This window comes from Shewanella sp. 10N.261.52.F9, assembly GCF_041471165.1.
In the GTDB taxonomy this organism is placed as follows: domain Bacteria; phylum Pseudomonadota; class Gammaproteobacteria; order Enterobacterales; family Shewanellaceae; genus Shewanella; species Shewanella marinintestina.
Genome location: NZ_JBFRNX010000001.1, coordinates 29436 through 45865 on the forward strand (window position 1 = coordinate 29436; position 16430 = coordinate 45865).

The following is a 16430-nucleotide window of genomic DNA, read 5'->3' on the forward strand; positions in this document are numbered from 1 at the left end:
GCAATTTTTATTGAGATACGATATGAATCAATCACCTAGCTCAAAGCAATCAGCAAATCAAACATTAGAGACCAGAGCGCAGCAGATTGATGAATTTGCAAAAATGCTTTCAGGTAGCCCCTATCAATGCCTCGACCCACAACTCAATCAGTTTTGGCGTCAGCAACAAGTGCGTAATCAGCAAATGAATATCAACGGAAAAATTGATACTGAGTTACTGGCGAATATCGCTACTAGCGCCACTATTATGCTGCCTTTTTACGTGAGCTACGGACTCAATATTAAACTCGGCGAACAAGCCTTTATTAATGCCAACTGCACCTTGCATGATAACGCCATGATTAGCATCGGCTCGCAAACTATGCTTGGGCCAAACGTACAAATTTATACTGCACAGCACCCTCTTGATGCAACTGAGCGCTGCGCAGGCATTGAAACCGCGAAGGCCGTGACAATCGGTAGCCGAGCTTGGATAGGCGGTGGTGCCATCATTTTACCCGGCGTCAGCATAGGCGATGAAGCTGTCGTTGGGGCTGGTTCTGTTGTGACTAAAGACGTTCAAGCCAAGCAAGTTGTTGCCGGTAATCCCGCTAGAGTGATAAAAACGCTTTAGTTAAAACCTTTCAAACGGCTAGTATCTATCGCAGACATATTAAAGTCGCCACGGCAGAACCCTCGCCAATTAGTCACTAGTTATTCCCACTAAAAAACCGCAGTCATTTAGCTTGGGAAACCTTTTCTTACACATGTTTGGCTAATTATCAGCATAAGTTTACAGAGCCGACTTGTTCATTAGGCATTAAAAACCTTAACATACGTATCCTAAGTGTAATTCACATCGGTTTACTATAGGTTAACTACTGGGTTGCAAGCCATGCAGTAGAACCCACTCCGAGTGACGCATTAACAATAATAAAATTAACGATACAGATTAAAGGAAGAAACATGAAAAAAGTACTCGTTGGGGGCTTATGCGCTTCCCTTATCGTCGGCCTCACAGCATGTAATAGCGAGCCAACTGAAGTCAAAACACCTGAAACCAGCAAAACGGAAACAGCAACCGCTGTTGAGCAAGCTCTGACATCAGGCATCGACTTTGCCAACTTCGACAAGTCAGTACGCCCACAAGATGACTTCTACTCATACGTTAACGGCACATGGGTAAAAGATACCGTTATTCCAAGCGACCGCACTAGCTCAGGTGCATTTTATGACTTACGTGAAAAGTCACGTGACGATGTAAAAGTGATTATCGAAGAAGTCGCTGCCACGCCAAACCTAAAAGCCGGTAGCGATGAGCAAAAAGTGGCTGATCTATACAACTCATTTATGGACGTTGAGACCCTAAACAAATTAGGTGTTACACCAATTGCCAGCGAGCTTGAAAAAGTAAACGCGATTAAGTCGAAAGATGATTTAGTCACTTACTTTGCCCGTAGCCAAATTATCGGCAGCGGCACACCAATGGCGTTTTATATCAATGTTGATGCCAAAGATTCAAGCCGTTATGCCACTCACATTTGGCAATATGGTTTAAGCCTACCAGAGAAAGATTACTACCTAAATCAAGATGAGCGTTTCGTTAATATCCGCAAGGCGTTTGTTGAGCATATCGAAAAGATGTACACCTTAGCGGGTCTACCAAATCCAAAAGCTAGCGCAGAAGCGATTTTGGCACTGGAAACTGAAATAGCTAAAAAGCACTGGGACGTAGTTGAAACTCGTGACAGCACTAAAACTTACAACAAATATCAAATTAAAGATCTGCCTACACTGGCCCCCGACATTAACTGGGACGGTTACCTAGCAACCCTAGGGGCTGACAAGCAAGCCGATATCATCATTAACCAACCGAGTTACATTCAAGGTCTAAACGAGATCATTAAAGATACTGATCTTGATACTTGGAAAAACTACATGCAGTGGCAAGTACTGACCCATGCAGCGAGCAGCCTAAGTGAAGATCTGGATAATGAAAACTTCGAGTTCTTCTCTAAGACGCTAAATGGCCAGCAAGAGCAAGAGCCACGTTGGAAGCGCGGTGTATCAACAGTTAATGGTCTACTAGGTGAAGTGGTTGGTAAAGTGTACGTTAAACGTCACTTCAAGCCTGAAGCAAAAGAGCGTATGCAAGTACTAGTAGAAAACCTACGTGGCGCATACGGCGACAGCATTGAGTCACTAGAATGGATGAGCGCCGACACTAAAGTTGCAGCAAAAGACAAGCTAGCTAAATTTGATCCTAAAATTGGTTACCCAGATCGCTGGGAAGACTACAGCAAGCTCGCCATCAAAGCAGACGACCTATACGGTAATAACCAACGTGCAAGTGAGCTTGGCCATGCCAAAGAACTTGAAAAACTAGGTAGTCCAATCCGTAAATGGGAGTGGCACATGACTCCACAAACGGTAAACGCTTACTACAACCCAACTATGAACGAAATCGTGTTCCCAGCAGCAATTTTGCAGCCACCATTCTTTAATATGCAAGCTGATGACGCTGTTAACTACGGTGGTATTGGTGCGGTTATCGGCCACGAAATGGGCCACGGTTTTGACGACCAAGGCGCGAAGTTTGACGGCGAAGGCAATATGCGTGACTGGTGGACAGAGCAAGACTTAACCGAGTTTGCTGCTCGTGGTAAGGCGCTAGTTGATCAGTACAACGACTACGCAGTATTTGATGACCTAAACGTTAACGGTGAATTGACCCTAGGTGAGAATATTGGTGACCTTTCAGGTGTAACGATTGCTTATCGTGCCTATAAAAAATCACTAAATGGCAAGCCAGCTCCAGTGATTGATGGGCTAACCGGCGATCAACGCTTCTTCATTGGTTTCACTCAAATTTGGCGTGCAAAAATCAAAGAAGAATCAATGCGTAACCGCGTAGCAACTGACCCACATTCACCTGCGCAGTTCCGTGCTCTTGGCGCACTATCAAATATGCCTGAGTTCTACAGCACATATGATGTTAAACCTGGTGACGCTATGTATATTGCACCAGAAAAGCGCGTAAAGATCTGGTAATTCCTCTTTAACTAAAGACTAAAACGATACTTTAAGTTTCTAGAAAAGAGTAAATACAAAGGCCGTTGATGACACATTTCATCAACGGCCTTTTCAGTTTTAGGGGATCTGTAGCACACTATGAACAAATGTTAATTTGCCATTCAGCATAGCTTAAGCTTTACCCAGTTAGATTACAGTCACAGCCACAAACTAGGACTGCTATGAACCGGATATTACGGACATTTTTCATCTTCTTACTGTTACTGTCGACCCGTTCAGCTTTTGCTCAACCTATTCATCATGAGCAAAACAATACCAAGGATAACGGTAGCTACACCGCCAAACTGGCGCTGTCTAAAAATCTCAATGGACTCACCGCCATTCAGTCTATGCAGTACCAAGTACCTAGGCAGACCAGTGCCAACCTTGATACGCTATACAGCCAAGCCAACGATGCTCAACAAGAACTCGCCCAACTGCTTAATATGATCACCGCGCAGTCGCAAACTCAATCGCAGCTTGCCAATATTAAAAGCCGCGAAAGAGCCGAAGCCAAGGTACATAACAAGCTCAATAACGACGCTAGCCAACTGACCGATATCGTGCGTGCCAGCATTGTCAGCGACGATATTCATAACTTGATGCAAGCATTCGAAATCATTAAAAGCGACAGTCAGCTTATCCAAGTTAAAAACCGCTTCGCCAATCCTAAGGAATCAGGCTACCGTGACCTCAACCTGCTGGTTAAGCTACCTAAATCACAAATGATTGCAGAAGTGCAGCTACACCTTGCAGACATTGCCGAGATTAAAAGCGGTGCCGAGCACGAGGTTTATGAGCAGGTACAATCAATCCAAGCCTCTGCCATGCAGCAGCAACGTCACTTAAACGACATTGAAACAGCTAAAATTACCCAGCTACGCCAAGAATCACACAAGCTGTATCACAAAGCGTGGCTTCGATATAAGCGTAATGACCAAGCCAATGTCATTACCGCTGCAGCGGCCTAACACCAAAAGCTAAACCGACCTAAAAAGGGCTCATAAATATGAGCCCTTTTTAGTGTTTTAGCCTAAAATTAACCCAACTTAGTGCTAGCTAGGTATTGCCTACTTATTTAAATCAACACTTCACATACGGTTTGTAGGAGTCGATAAAATTGCCTCGCTTACCTGCACTTTCCCCCGATTTGCGGTTATACTCCGCCCCAATAATCTATATAGCCAGATACACCTAAAACTTATGAACGATATCATTGAGCAACTGCAAGAGATGAGTGAAGCGGTACCGGTACCGTTAGAGCTAGCGACATTCGAACAAATTGTTGAAGTGGAAGAAGAAATTCTTATTCCACTACCTATGGAGCTAAAAGAATACTTACTTTATGCCAGTGATGTAATTTGTGGCAGCCTAGAGCCAGTAACGGCAAGTGATCCTAACTCGCATACATACCTTTCTGAAGTAGCCGCTTACGCATGGTCAATTGGCCTACCTCGTGAGTTTGTGCCAATTTGCCAGCAAGGTGATAACTTCTTCTTTATTGGTCAAGAAGGTCAAATTCAGCTGTGGCAAGATGGCGAAATTGACGAAGAAGAGTCTTGGGAATCATTCTGGGAATGGGCCGAAGATGTATGGATGCGTAGCTAATCAAACAGTCAGCACATACACGCGCCACAGCTCGAATTTATTTAAGGAAACAACATGTCTAAAGAACTTGGTCTAAATGCCATTGAAATGCAGTACCTTCGTCATTCATTGGCGTTAACCACAGCTCAAGTAGCTGAAATTGGTAAGGTAACAGAAGCTGACGTTATCGCTTGGGAAGCAGGCGAAAAACCCGCTCACATGCCAGTACAGAAAAAACTACTTGAGATCGATGAAGCGATTGAGATGCAAGTACTCAACACTTGTGATGGCATCGAAGAGCTATTCAAGTCAGAGCCAAAGCGCACATTAAGTTTTGTGGTTTACCCAACTCAAGCCTTGTACGCTCAGTACAACCCAGAATTTTTAGGCACATTACCATTAGCAGAGCTGTATAACGTGTCAGCTTACCGCATCAAGAAAGAGTGCAAGCTAATGCTAGAAGTTGATGTGGTACTAGTACCTCTAGACTTTGAGTCATACAAAGCTTACCGCGAAAAAGATGGCCTAAAAGAGAGCCGAGAAAATCGCGCTAAATGGGCTAAAACTCAATTATAAGATTTTGGTCCTAGATTCTAGGTTCTAGGAAAGGCAAAAGGAACGTGACTAGGTCACTATAGAACGCTGCGCTTACGAAAAAAGGCCGGAAAAGCCGAAAGATATACAGCGCTTTATCTTTTGCTTTTCCTAACAGGGCTATCCTGCACAAGGGGCCCGTCCTAGAATCTAAGCCTAGGTCCTAGGTCCTAGGTTCTAGGTTCTAGGTTCTGCATTAAACGGCGCCAGCTTCCTCTTTAGCAAGGCCTCGAGCCATCGCAGGGCGCTGGGTAATTCTATCGCGGTACGCGGTTAACTTTGGCGGAATATCTTGCTCAAAACGAGTCGCCCACAGCAAAGTATGCCCCAATAAAATATCAGCAACGGTAAACTGCTCACCCAGTAAAAATTCACTATCAGGTAGCCATTTCTCCGCTATTGCAGCAGCTTTATCAAACTCCCATTTAGCGACAGGCAATATTGCTGGCAAGCGCTGCGCCTCAGGCAAAGCAAACTTATGTTTACCCATAGTCCAAAGCGGTTGCTCCAACTCACTAATAATAAAACTTATCCATTTATGGTGCAGTGCAGACTCAGCCGTGCCCGCCTTAGGCAGTAATTGACCTTCGCCATATTTTTCTGCCAAATATAAAACGATTGCCGCCGACTCAGATATGGCGACACCGTTATCTATTAACGCAGGCACTTTAGCGCAAGGGTTGGCAGCTAAAAACTCAGGGTCTTTGCCATCGCCATTAGCAAAGTTAATGTGCCGATATTGCCAATCTAGCCCCAACTCTTCTAACGTCCACGACACACGTAAAGAGCGACTGCGGGGAATGCCATATAACCTGATCATCTGTGGTTCCTTATCGTTAATTTCTCTAGTCAGCTTGCTGTTACTTATTCAACCAACCTACGCCGAGTCGCCCGTAATAGGAAGCCTGAGTTTGTTTCAAAATAATATGCCTTTAAATTAGCCGTAATTTTGCTTAAGTTAGTATTAGCTTAGTAATAACAAATCGTAACGTCACAGTAATATGCAGTGAGAGTGCGCTGTTATCCTCGCGCCTCACAAGTGCTGAACTGAGCAAGCGATACAAGGAATGACGAAGTAAAACACTTAAGGAATTAACGTGGAAAACAATCAAGAGCCCATCATCAAACAAGTCCAATTTGCCGACAACCTAGGCAGGTATTGGATGACTCCTCTGACTATCATACTGGCATTATCCATCGTTGGGATCCCGCTGCTATTGTTGTGGCTACCTCTTGGCAGCTATTTTACTCGCCGCTATATCAACAATATGAGCACAGAGCTAACAGCCAAAAAACTCGTGGTGCGTAAAGGTATTTTCACCCGCACCGAAAACACGGTGCCACTAGATAAAATTACCGATATGGCGTTGATTCAAGGGCCTTTGATGCGCTTTTTTAAATTGCATCAACTCACAATTGAAACCGCAGGTCAGTCAGGAACGGGCGCGTTACTTAGCCTAACTGGCATCATAGGCGCTGCCGAATTTAGGAGTTTAGTACTTGCACAAAAAGAAAAGCTCGGCCAAATAGAGCCAAGCACCGCTCAAGATGAAAATAATGAGACTAGCGTAGTCAGTCTTTTACAAGAAATATCTGATACTCTCAAACGTATTGAAAATAATAGTAAAACTTAACAGCTGCATATCAGCTTTCCCAGAGAACAATATGAAACCCAATCAAGATGAGCGATAACAGCGCAGCAATATCACACCCAAAAATGAATTTATCGGCATTACTTAGCGCCATGGGCCCCGGTCTATTAATGGCAGCTGCGGCAATTGGAGCCTCACATTTAGTGGCATCAACTCGCGCGGGCGCTGAGTTTGGTTGGCAACTTGCTTGGGTTATTTTGGCGGTTAACTTACTTAAATATCCTTTTTTTGCAGCCGGTGCCCGCTACACTGCAGCAACTGGTGAAAACCTACTACAAGGCTATTTAAAACAGGGCCGTAATTACCTATTGGTATTCACCGCACTCAATTGTATTGCCGCCATTGCCAGTACCGCGGGAGTTGCCATGCTCACCGCAGCCATGTTGACGCAATTTGTGTCGCTGCCGATAGATGTATTAGCGCTATTAGTATTGCTTTCCAGCCTAGTGATTTTAATCTTAGGCCATTATGCGCTGCTCGATAAAATGACCAAGGTGATAATGCTCGCGCTCACCTTAACCACCTTGACTGCTGTCGCTCTCGCCTTTAACGTCCCCAGTGTTGTTCAGCCAGACTTTATCGGTCAATCTCCTTGGCAATGGGCTCATATTGGTTTTTTAGTGGCAATGATGGGTTGGATGCCCGCCCCTATTGAAGTGAGTGCTTGGAACTCGTTATGGCTTATTGAAAAACAAAAGCTGCAACCCGTAAGCAAACAACAAGCGCTATTCGATTTTAACTTCGGTTATCTAATGACAGCGATCCTAGCAGTGGTATTTCTCGCCCTTGGTAGCTTAGTCATGTATGGCAGTGGCGAGCAGTTTTCGCCATCAGGTGCCAAGTTTGCCGGCCAGCTCATCAGCCTATATAGCCAAGTAATGGGCAACGACAGTCGCTACCTTATCGGCGCGGTGGCATTTTTATGTATTTTCAGCACCACAGTCACGGTTATTGACGGTTATAGCCGAACCCTCAATATGGGCTGGCAATTGCTCACCAATCAGCAAGATAGTGAACGTAGGCTCAATGCGGTTATGGTTGCGCTGAGTGCTTTTGGCTTATTTATCATATTGTTTTTCAAAGGTGCTCTACTTCCTTTATTGGAATTTGTTATGATTCTGGCGTTTATGACAACCGTGGTGTTTGCTTGGCTTAACTATAAGTTGATGATCAGCACAGCACTGTTGCCAGCAGACAGGTATGGTAGCGCCATGCGAGTACTTTCATGGCTAGGGTTAACTTACTTAGTCAGTTTTGCCGCGCTATTTATCTATTGGATGCTTACAAAATAACAAAATACGGACACCTACAGCGCAATGCACCTAATAACAAAAACCGTCTTAGCCTCTATCGTCGTTGGACTTTGTCTTTGGGCAGCCAACAAAGCCAGTGCTAACCGCATGGTAAACAGCGATATAGCAAAACAGTTGCCTACAATTATTAACCAAAATGAGCGTCCATTTAACGGCATTATTATGGTTAAAAAGGACAATCAGCCGGTATTTACTTATATCTCAGGTGACAAAGTAGACAGCAATTCAAGCTTTCTCATTGGCTCACTGTCAAAACAAGTTACTGCAGCATTAATTCTCAAGGCAGTCGATGACGGCCTCATTGATTTAGATAAAAGCGTCAGTCATTACTTATTAAAAGACGGCAATAAACCTCGTGCTTATGTGCCACCAAGCGTGACGGTCTCGCAACTACTTAGTCATACCTCAGGTTTACTCAAAATGGGCGAAGCGCCGCTTTATAAACCGGGAAGTCAATTTCAATATTCTAACTATGGCTATGCATTACTAGGTGACATACTCGCCGTAGTTTACCAACAGCCAATTGAACAACTGGTGCAGCAGCTTAACCAGCAATACCAGCTTGATGGTTTATATGCTCAAACCGGTCACATCGCACACATAGCCTCGAGCCACCCAGGTTTTATTATTGGCCAAACCGAAACCTTAAGCGCTGATGCAGATGGTAACCTCCTGTCACAACTCACACCTGTCGATATAACCATTGATAATTCGCTAGTCGCATTTGGCGGCATGGCCGCATCGGTTGAGGCTTATAGCCGTTTTCAAGATGCGCTATACAATGGCAAATTAATCAGCCAACAAAGTTTAGCGTTAATGACCTCTCCCCAAGCAACCCGTGAACACAGATGGGGCGTATTGGAGTACGGTTTTGGCACTCAGATTAGCCGCGACGAAGAGCTAGTTGAATATAGCCACAGTGGTTACTTGCCAGGCTATGTTAGCCTTGGGGTGTACTATCCAAAGTCAAAAGTCAGCTTATTGATTTTAGAAAACACCTCTTGGGACTTAAGCAACCGAGAGCGAGTCTTTGGTTTACACGACGCTATTCGCAGCAGTATTCGAAGCAGGCTGATTGCACTTGAAGACCGCCCTGTCGCCAAACTGTACCAAGCCTCAATTAGCGCAGTTGAAAATGCTTTTGCACCTGCTAATACGGCGGCAAAAGCAGCAGAGTAATTGCTATTTAAGCACTAACTTCTGTTATAATAATCGGCGATGATCGCGCAGCCGCGCGGTCCCATAGTTAGAAGAAAATCAAACTCATGATTAACAATGATATTTTACGTAAAGTTCGCTATATCCTCGACTTAAGCAATGCAAAGATGATCCGCATTTTTGCTAAAACTAAGCACGAAGTGACACAAGAGCAAATGATCGACATGCTTAAAAAAGAGCATGAAGAAGGTTATGCGCCGCTAAATGACAAAAACATGTGTCGTTTTCTAGACGGTTTAGTGATCTACAAGCGTGGCTTAAAGCCTGGCGCAGAAGCACCAGAGCCATTATCTCAATTGACCAACAACCTTATCTTCAAAAAGTTAAGAGTGGCATTTGAACTACGTGAAGACGATATCATTGAAGCGCTAGAATTAGCTGAATTCAACATGAGCAAGTCTGAGCTAGGCGCACTATTTAGAAAGCCTGGTCACAAGCACTATAAGCCATGTGGCGACCAAGTATTACGTAACTTCTTGATGGGCTTATCACTTAAGCACCGTCCAGAAAACGCTAACTAATTCAATCTCGAACGAGTTAGCTTACGCGATTAAAAAGCACTGCCACTGGCGGTGCTTTTTTGTTATGAAACTAAGCTAGGATAAACAAATACTGACGGGCTATAGCCCGACCTACAATAAGCCTCGTATTTTTGCTTTGTTAAAGCCTAAACTCTTCTTCGCTCTAGCTAAAAAAATTTGTTTAATTGCGCCGCAAACGCTAACAAAGATCACACTTTGTGTTAGTCTTCCGTGACTAGAATCACCAGTCATCCTCACTAACAAAAACTATCTAAAGGTTTCCAATGGACGATAACAAACGCCCGCTCTATCTTCCTTTTGCCGGTCCAGCCATTTTAGAAGCGCCTTTAATCAACAAAGGCAGCGCTTTTACCGAAGAAGAAAGGATCTTTTTTAATCTTGAAGGCCTACTGCCACATGTTATTGAGACCATTGAAGAGCAAGCCTCACGCGCTTACGACCAATATAAAAACTTCAGCAATGATCTCGATAAGCATATCTACCTGCGTAACATTCAAGATACCAACGAGACCCTGTACTATCGCCTAGTACAAAACCACATTACCGAAATGATGCCTATCATCTATACCCCAACAGTGGGTATGGCCTGTGAACGTTTCTCTAAAGATTATCGCCGCAACCGTGGTCTGTTTATCTCTTACGCCAACAAAGACCGTATTGACGATATCCTCAATAACTCAACTCGCCAAAAAGTAAAAATCATCGTAGTTACCGACGGTGAGCGGATCTTAGGTCTAGGTGACCAAGGTATTGGCGGTATGGGGATCCCAATTGGTAAGCTTTCTTTGTACACCAGCTGTGGCGGTATTAGTCCCGCTTACACGCTACCAATCACCTTAGATGTCGGCACAGATAACCCGCATCTACTAGAAGACCCAATGTACATGGGCATGCGCAGCCCACGTATTGGCGGCGAAGAATACACTGAATTTGTTGAAGCCTTTATGCAAGCCGTCAGTCGCCGCTGGCCAGATGCGTTAATTCAGTTTGAAGATTTCGCGCAAAAGAACGCCATGCCACTGCTTGAGCGTTACAAAGATCAATACTGCTGCTTTAACGACGACATTCAAGGTACAGCCGCTGTTACCGTAGGTTCGCTACTTGCTGCATGTAAAGCCGCTAAGAGCAAACTCAGTGAGCAGCGCATTACCTTCTTAGGAGCAGGTTCTGCCGGTTGTGGTATTGCTGAAGCAATCGTGGCGCAAATGGTGTCTGAAGGCATCACAGAAGAGCAAGCACGCAAACAAGTGTTTATGGTCGATCGCTGGGGAATGCTACAGGCTAATATGCCGAACTTGTTACCTTTCCAGCAAAAGCTGGCGCAAAACTGCGATGATATTGCTAGCTGGGATAATTTCAGCGACAACATCTCGCTACTTGATGTGGTTAACAACGCTAAACCAACGGTATTGATTGGTGTATCAGGCGCACCGGGGCTATTTACCGAAGAGATCATCAAAGCGATGCACAGCCATTGTAAGCGCCCAATTGTGTTCCCTCTATCGAACCCAACCAGCCGCGTTGAAGCCACGCCAAAAGACATTTTACATTGGACGCAAGGCCAAGCACTTGTGGCAACCGGTAGCCCGTTTGAACCAGTGATTGTCGATGACACCACCTATGAAATCGCGCAGTGTAATAACAGCTATATCTTCCCAGGCATTGGCCTAGGTGTATTAGCCTCAGGTGCAAAGCGTGTGAGTGATGCAATGCTAATGGCATCAAGCCGCGCGTTAGCCGAGTGTTCACCGCTAGCGATTGACGGTGAAGGTTCACTGCTACCTAAGCTTGAAGACATTCATAAGGTCAGTAAGCATATTGCCTTTGCCGTAGCGCGCATGGCGATTGAGGAAGGCCACGCCTTGCCAGTGACCGCTGAGCAACTGAACTATGCGATTGATGATAACTTCTGGATGGCAGAGTATCGTAATTATAAACGCACTGCGTTCTAAGGTTCTGCTTCGGAACCTTAACTAACGAAGTTAGGTTATCAAGCTGCGCTTGACCTTATCGTTAGACTGCGTCTAACAACTAAAGTCGTGAGCTTCCAGCTCACACACGGGCAAGAGGGGATCAACAGCAATCCCCTCTTGCATCTCCCCTGCCGCCCCGACGAAGTTGTTGACCCTCACTCATTTTCGACAATATCTATCGCCTCATATTCGCCGTCCATGGCTCACCTAAGGCTATTTCGGCATCCATGCCTCAATCACGATATTTATCTTCAATGAACTCGGCAACTTCGATGGGGAATAGGTGTTATCTGTAAGTGTCGTAACTTACTTTTGCCCCTTTTCAGTTTCACTACAAAAAGTGTTGAGTAGCAGACGTGAACCTTTGTTAGTAGAAAACCTAATTATGAAAGCTTATGCATAGTCTCATCTTTACACTATCTGTACATATAAACAGTTATAATAAGCATTGTGAATTTTCAGCATTATTTTGGTGTAAGAAGGAAAGCGATTTAGAGTTAACAACTGCTAAGTGGCTGCTTAAAAACATTTCTCCCCAATAGTTAAATCAAATCACGTCACAAATAAGTAAATTCTGGTTTTCACCATCAGAAGAGTCAGTGGGTTTGCAGTAAAATGCATTTTAAATTATTGATTTAAAATGAGTTTATGGTTAGCTTGTTCGCATAAAATTAACTAGACTGACTGTTCTTATTCGGAATTCAGCCTAATATACTGTTAGATTTTTATTGGAGTTCAAGGTGTACAAACAAGTTTTTAATGCTACTCAGTCTGCATGTGAAGATATGTTTCGGTTTTCTGGTGAAAGAGGAAAACCGATAAATGCGGAATACTTATTTACTGTTGCTGTAGCTAGGGAAATTGATAAGCTCAATTCATTTTATGGCGAGCCTTACAGAATATTCCTAGAAAAAAGTCGTAAGGAATTATCGAGGGATTGCTTACCTCCTATTAAATGGGGAAATAGTTGGGAACGTGGCTCAACAGTATTCAGAGAAAGAAAGCCAACGATTAATACTAAAGAGAGAGCTGATATTGCGGTATATGAACATATTGTAAATAGCAGCCATATGACTCACCAACCAATTTGTGTCATTGAGCTTAAGGGCTTTAATCCAGCTAGAAAACTAGTTATTAAAGATCTCAAGCGGAACTTAGAATATTTCAATATCACTGGTAAGACAGGTAATAGTGTTATCCAGTCTACATTATTTTCTGCATTGTACTCTTATAGCAAAGTGAAAAGCGAAGCCGAAGAGTGTGAAAGAAAGAAAAATCTTGAACTGCAATATAAGTCATGGTTTTCTGAGGTTGGAAATCTTAGTCACTTGGATGTCAATGTGTGTGCGCATACGATAAGCAGTGACTATGTTGGCGAGATCGTTGATGAAGCAGGGGTTGAGGTACTTGATACGAGCACTATCCATCATTTTATGGGAATTATAGTCGAGTTCAAGGTTAAGAAAATCTAACAAACAATTTAAGAGTGATTCAGCACGTTTGGCATTCTTGGTTTGAATCCAGTTCAGTGTTTACGGTGTTCAAATTGGGTGTGGGGGTAGCGTGCTTCACACCTTAATTGGGCGTTAAGCATACAAGAGAGTACAATGAAAGAATCTGGAAATAGTGAATTACTCAGATATATTGAATATCAGCAAGGCGGGCTTGTATCAAATGGTTCGGAATCATTTATAACTAATGAAAGAGACTGGTTCATAAACTCACGTTCTAAAATTAAGAAGTCTTTACAAGAACAGTTAGGTCGCAATGAATCTTCGCGTCTTTTAGCAACAAAAATTGATGACTTCAAAGGTTCGACTAAGTTTGAGTCATTTTTTCCAATGGAGTTATTCACCCCAATCTTAGATGATGTAGCTGAAATCTATAAAAAAATTGACATTTCGTTATCAGCGCAAGTTACCCTGTTTACTTCACCTAGCATGTCTCCTGGAGCCTGTACTCTTCCTTCTGTTCATGGGCACACTATTTTTGCGGGTGAAGGTACAATGTCATTTTGTAACTATTGGTCAAAAATATTTGTATCAATCGTTCTGGGGTGTGCTAGTACGGGGAAGGTGGACTTTAGCGACAACTCGATTAACAATGTTATTGCTGATCACGATATTGGCTTGAAGGTATTTCGTCTTGCTGCGTACTATAGCCAACGAGGGTCACTTCGTGGGTTTGGTAAATTAGATGAACCAAAAGGGGCGCACATAGAGCGTGCTTCAATGGTACAGGCAATGGAAGTATTCATCATTGCACATGAGTATTACCATCTTTATTTGGAAGAGCAGTACCCTAGTAATAATGGAGTACCACCGGATACCACAGAGAAAGAAATGGAGCTTATGTGTGATAGTTTCGCTTTAGCGGTAACAACTATGTTTGGGCTCAAACATGAAAATATTAATGCGACAAATTTAATTTCTCCGTTGGTTTTCTTTCTGAGTTTAGATCTTTGTGAATCAGCAAGACTAAAGTTGAAGCCAAACGCTGAACATGATGATTCGCACCCTTCCCCTATGGAGAGAGTTGAAAATATTAATAAGTTTATTCAATCTGATGACTTTCCTGACTATATGAAAGACAGCTTTGAACTATTTGTGCGCATTTCAGAGCTTTTAAGAAAGCGATTGGATACGTTAATGGAAGCAATCTCTGACAAAAAGTATGCTTAACAAAGCGTTTAAGACAGATTCCCAACGCTTGGCATTTTTAGTCCAAGTCGAGTTTTGTGTTTATGGTGCAATGGTTTAGGTTCGGTGGTAGCGTTGCTCACTACTTAACGCGGCGTTACCGCATACCTAGTTGCCATACATTCCCTAATGAGACTCATCACTTTAAGAGCTTTGCCTCTAACCAATTTCTGTCCAGTAACGAGCTAGGACTTTAGCCATAACTCTATATGCCAAAGATTGTGCTTTTTTAACCTAGTGTAGATGCGGCCGTGACCATCCATGTTCTGGTGAGAGATAACGAAGTTATCAAGCTCTCGAACGAGAGGCAGGATGCCGAACTGGCTTTTAAACATGGAAGTTGTTTGTCATGGCCGAGCTTCCATGGCCAATTCAGTTCCATACTGAATTTGGCATTTCCTCCATCCATGGAGGTCAGATGGACTTGCTGCGTGTCACGGCAGCATCTGCACATACGCTGGCCGCAGGCCATTGGAACCACCGCTGCTGGATGCTACTCGCAGCCTAAAAAATATCACCCTTCTAAGAAAAGATAGAAAATTGCGTGATCTAAACGCAAAAGAAAAAGGCTACGGGAAAACTCCCATAGCCTTTTTGACTTAACCTTTTAAATCAAGCTTTTTAGCAAAAAGTTAACCCACACTATTTGCCAGCAATCACAGCCTTAATGCTGTTAAGCATCGAACGGTCAGTTCTCGCTTTCTTCAACTTACGTACACTTTCTTTAAGCGATGCATCTGCTAGACGAGTGAAAATACCGTTGTACTCTTTCTCGGCAATTTCATCATCTGTTTCAGCCATCTCAGCGATGTCTTGCGCAACGCGGCTTAACTGGAACCATGCGTTAGCAATGTAGAAGCCGTGGAAGTCTTCTCTTGGTAAAAGACTCTTTGCACTTGCTGGTAGTGCATCCCAACCCGCGCTGAACTTTGAATCTTTATCTTCAATAAGTTCATTGCAAAGGTTTGCGTAGGCTTCGAACAAACCTTCAGGAATGTCGTTCATTGGCATTACGGTGTTACACACGTTTAATGAAACCTGCTCAGCACGTTCTCTATATGTTTGGCTTACTTCTGTCATGACTTTCTCTCTAGAACTTAGTGCAGTATAAGCACTGTTTAATTCAAAATTATTGGCGATTTAAAACTTACCACTTACATACAAGCCGTAATTGCCGTTACCGACGATTGGCGTAACCGTAATGCCTTTATAAGGGTCGGTAAAGTATAGCCCTGATAAAATACCAATCGCGGCACCGGCTAATACATCTTCAACATGGTGTTTGTCGCTTTCAACGCGGGTATAACCCACATAAGCAGCGCCGATATAAGCCGGAATTGCCCACTGCCAACCATAACGTTGTTGCACAAATGTCGCGGCGGCAAAGCTATCGGCCGTGTGGCCAGACGGAAATGAATCATCGCCTGAACCATCGGGCCTGTCTTTATCGACTGTGTATTTAAGACCTTCGACAACTAGGCGTGACACGACACCAGTTTTAGCAAGCTGCCACGCACCTTCATAACCATCTTCATAAATAAGAGTACCACCCAACGCTGCAGCCGGAATTAGCAGGTGCAATACGTCGCCAGACTTCTCTAAATTAGATGTCGCAGACACAGAACCAGAAGTGAGTAATAGTATTGCTGCTAGCCACTTTCTCATCGACATAACCTTGGTATCCCATCTTTAAAAGGCGTTGTTATACAGGCACCTTAAAGCAAATGCAAAAGAGTTATCCGCTGACCGTTTGCTAGCCATTATTATTGCAATAAAAAATAATCTTACTTTTTATTTTATA

15 protein-coding genes are annotated in these 16430 nt (G+C 43.6%); 12 read left to right on the top strand and 3 right to left on the bottom strand.

The window, feature by feature from the left end; genetic code table 11:
- Nucleotides 1-85 precede the first annotated feature (85 nt).
- The 5 genes from AB4298_RS00095 (at nucleotide 86) to AB4298_RS00115 (ending at nucleotide 5214) form a co-directional block, all read left to right on the top strand.
- Nucleotides 86-613 carry a sugar O-acetyltransferase gene (locus AB4298_RS00095; RefSeq protein ID WP_249000876.1) on the top strand — a complete coding sequence of 176 codons (528 nt, stop codon included), beginning with the start codon at nucleotides 86-88 and terminating at the stop codon, nucleotides 611-613.
- Between the two features lie 332 nt (nucleotides 614-945).
- Nucleotides 946-3030: a M13 family metallopeptidase gene (locus tag AB4298_RS00100; protein WP_371985333.1), complete on the top strand. Its 2085-nt coding sequence runs from the start codon at nucleotides 946-948 to the stop codon at nucleotides 3028-3030.
- A gap of 203 nt (nucleotides 3031-3233) precedes the next feature.
- Entirely contained in the window at nucleotides 3234-4022 is a 789-nt protein-coding gene (locus AB4298_RS00105; protein ID WP_371985334.1) for a RelA/SpoT domain-containing protein, read from the top strand.
- 232 nt (nucleotides 4023-4254) lie between these two features.
- Nucleotides 4255-4659, top strand: coding sequence for an SMI1/KNR4 family protein (locus AB4298_RS00110; protein ID WP_371985335.1), 405 nt, complete (start codon nucleotides 4255-4257; stop codon nucleotides 4657-4659).
- 54 nt (nucleotides 4660-4713) lie between these two features.
- Nucleotides 4714-5214 carry a DUF4447 family protein gene (locus tag AB4298_RS00115; RefSeq protein ID WP_249000874.1) on the top strand — a complete coding sequence of 167 codons (501 nt, stop codon included), beginning with the start codon at nucleotides 4714-4716 and terminating at the stop codon, nucleotides 5212-5214.
- Between the two features lie 214 nt (nucleotides 5215-5428).
- Here AB4298_RS00115 and AB4298_RS00120 read toward each other — a convergent pair whose 3' ends face one another.
- Nucleotides 5429-6052: a glutathione S-transferase family protein gene (locus AB4298_RS00120; protein WP_371985336.1), complete on the bottom strand. Its 624-nt coding sequence runs from the start codon at nucleotides 6050-6052 to the stop codon at nucleotides 5429-5431.
- A 343-nt stretch (nucleotides 6053-6395) separates the two neighbouring features.
- Between AB4298_RS00120 and AB4298_RS00125 the strand changes: the two genes are divergently transcribed.
- From AB4298_RS00125 to AB4298_RS00155, 7 genes are all read left to right on the top strand, one after another.
- A complete protein-coding gene (locus AB4298_RS00125) occupies nucleotides 6396-6866 on the top strand; it encodes a PH domain-containing protein (protein WP_371985569.1) in 471 nt (156 codons plus the stop codon).
- A gap of 47 nt (nucleotides 6867-6913) precedes the next feature.
- A complete protein-coding gene (locus AB4298_RS00130) occupies nucleotides 6914-8176 on the top strand; it encodes an Nramp family divalent metal transporter (RefSeq protein WP_248999301.1) in 1263 nt (420 codons plus the stop codon).
- Between the two features lie 24 nt (nucleotides 8177-8200).
- The gene (locus AB4298_RS00135; RefSeq protein WP_371985337.1) at nucleotides 8201-9376 is read left to right on the top strand and encodes a serine hydrolase domain-containing protein; all 1176 of its coding nucleotides are present in this window, start codon (nucleotides 8201-8203) and stop codon (nucleotides 9374-9376) included.
- Between the two features lie 86 nt (nucleotides 9377-9462).
- Nucleotides 9463-9936 (top strand): YehS family protein, encoded by a 474-nt coding sequence (locus AB4298_RS00140; protein WP_220782271.1) that lies wholly within the window; start codon nucleotides 9463-9465, stop codon nucleotides 9934-9936.
- Between the two features lie 284 nt (nucleotides 9937-10220).
- A complete protein-coding gene (locus tag AB4298_RS00145) occupies nucleotides 10221-11909 on the top strand; it encodes an NAD-dependent malic enzyme (protein ID WP_248999303.1) in 1689 nt (562 codons plus the stop codon).
- A gap of 761 nt (nucleotides 11910-12670) precedes the next feature.
- On the top strand, nucleotides 12671-13402 hold the full coding sequence (locus AB4298_RS00150) for a hypothetical protein (protein ID WP_371985338.1): 732 nt from the start codon (nucleotides 12671-12673) through the stop codon (nucleotides 13400-13402).
- A gap of 135 nt (nucleotides 13403-13537) precedes the next feature.
- Entirely contained in the window at nucleotides 13538-14611 is a 1074-nt protein-coding gene (locus tag AB4298_RS00155; protein WP_371985339.1) for a hypothetical protein, read from the top strand.
- Between the two features lie 660 nt (nucleotides 14612-15271).
- On the opposite strand, the gene AB4298_RS00160 is transcribed toward AB4298_RS00155, so the two are convergent.
- Nucleotides 15272-15709, bottom strand: a complete 438-nt coding sequence (locus AB4298_RS00160; RefSeq protein WP_371985340.1) for a DUF3069 domain-containing protein — start codon at nucleotides 15707-15709, stop codon at nucleotides 15272-15274.
- 60 nt (nucleotides 15710-15769) lie between these two features.
- Nucleotides 15770-16294 carry a phosphatase PAP2 family protein gene (locus tag AB4298_RS00165; RefSeq protein WP_248999306.1) on the bottom strand — a complete coding sequence of 175 codons (525 nt, stop codon included), beginning with the start codon at nucleotides 16292-16294 and terminating at the stop codon, nucleotides 15770-15772.
- Nucleotides 16295-16430: the final 136 nt, after the last annotated feature.

Bases quoted from the DNA above. Each gene is read 5' to 3' on its own strand.
- AB4298_RS00100 (WP_371985333.1), top strand. From the start codon at position 946: ATGAAAAAAGTACTCGTTGGGGGCTTATGCGCTTCCCTTATCGTCGGC.
- AB4298_RS00105 (WP_371985334.1), top strand. From the start codon at position 3,234: ATGAACCGGATATTACGGACATTTTTCATCTTCTTACTGTTACTGTCG.
- AB4298_RS00110 (WP_371985335.1), top strand. From the start codon at position 4,255: ATGAACGATATCATTGAGCAACTGCAAGAGATGAGTGAAGCGGTACCG.
- AB4298_RS00115 (WP_249000874.1), top strand. From the start codon at position 4,714: ATGTCTAAAGAACTTGGTCTAAATGCCATTGAAATGCAGTACCTTCGT.
- AB4298_RS00120 (WP_371985336.1), bottom strand. From the start codon at position 6,052: ATGATCAGGTTATATGGCATTCCCCGCAGTCGCTCTTTACGTGTGTCG.
- AB4298_RS00125 (WP_371985569.1), top strand. From the start codon at position 6,396: ATGACTCCTCTGACTATCATACTGGCATTATCCATCGTTGGGATCCCG.
- AB4298_RS00130 (WP_248999301.1), top strand. From the start codon at position 6,914: ATGAGCGATAACAGCGCAGCAATATCACACCCAAAAATGAATTTATCG.
- AB4298_RS00135 (WP_371985337.1), top strand. From the start codon at position 8,201: ATGCACCTAATAACAAAAACCGTCTTAGCCTCTATCGTCGTTGGACTT.
- AB4298_RS00140 (WP_220782271.1), top strand. From the start codon at position 9,463: ATGATTAACAATGATATTTTACGTAAAGTTCGCTATATCCTCGACTTA.
- AB4298_RS00145 (WP_248999303.1), top strand. From the start codon at position 10,221: ATGGACGATAACAAACGCCCGCTCTATCTTCCTTTTGCCGGTCCAGCC.
- AB4298_RS00155 (WP_371985339.1), top strand. From the start codon at position 13,538: ATGAAAGAATCTGGAAATAGTGAATTACTCAGATATATTGAATATCAG.
- AB4298_RS00160 (WP_371985340.1), bottom strand. From the start codon at position 15,709: ATGACAGAAGTAAGCCAAACATATAGAGAACGTGCTGAGCAGGTTTCA.
- AB4298_RS00165 (WP_248999306.1), bottom strand. From the start codon at position 16,294: ATGAGAAAGTGGCTAGCAGCAATACTATTACTCACTTCTGGTTCTGTG.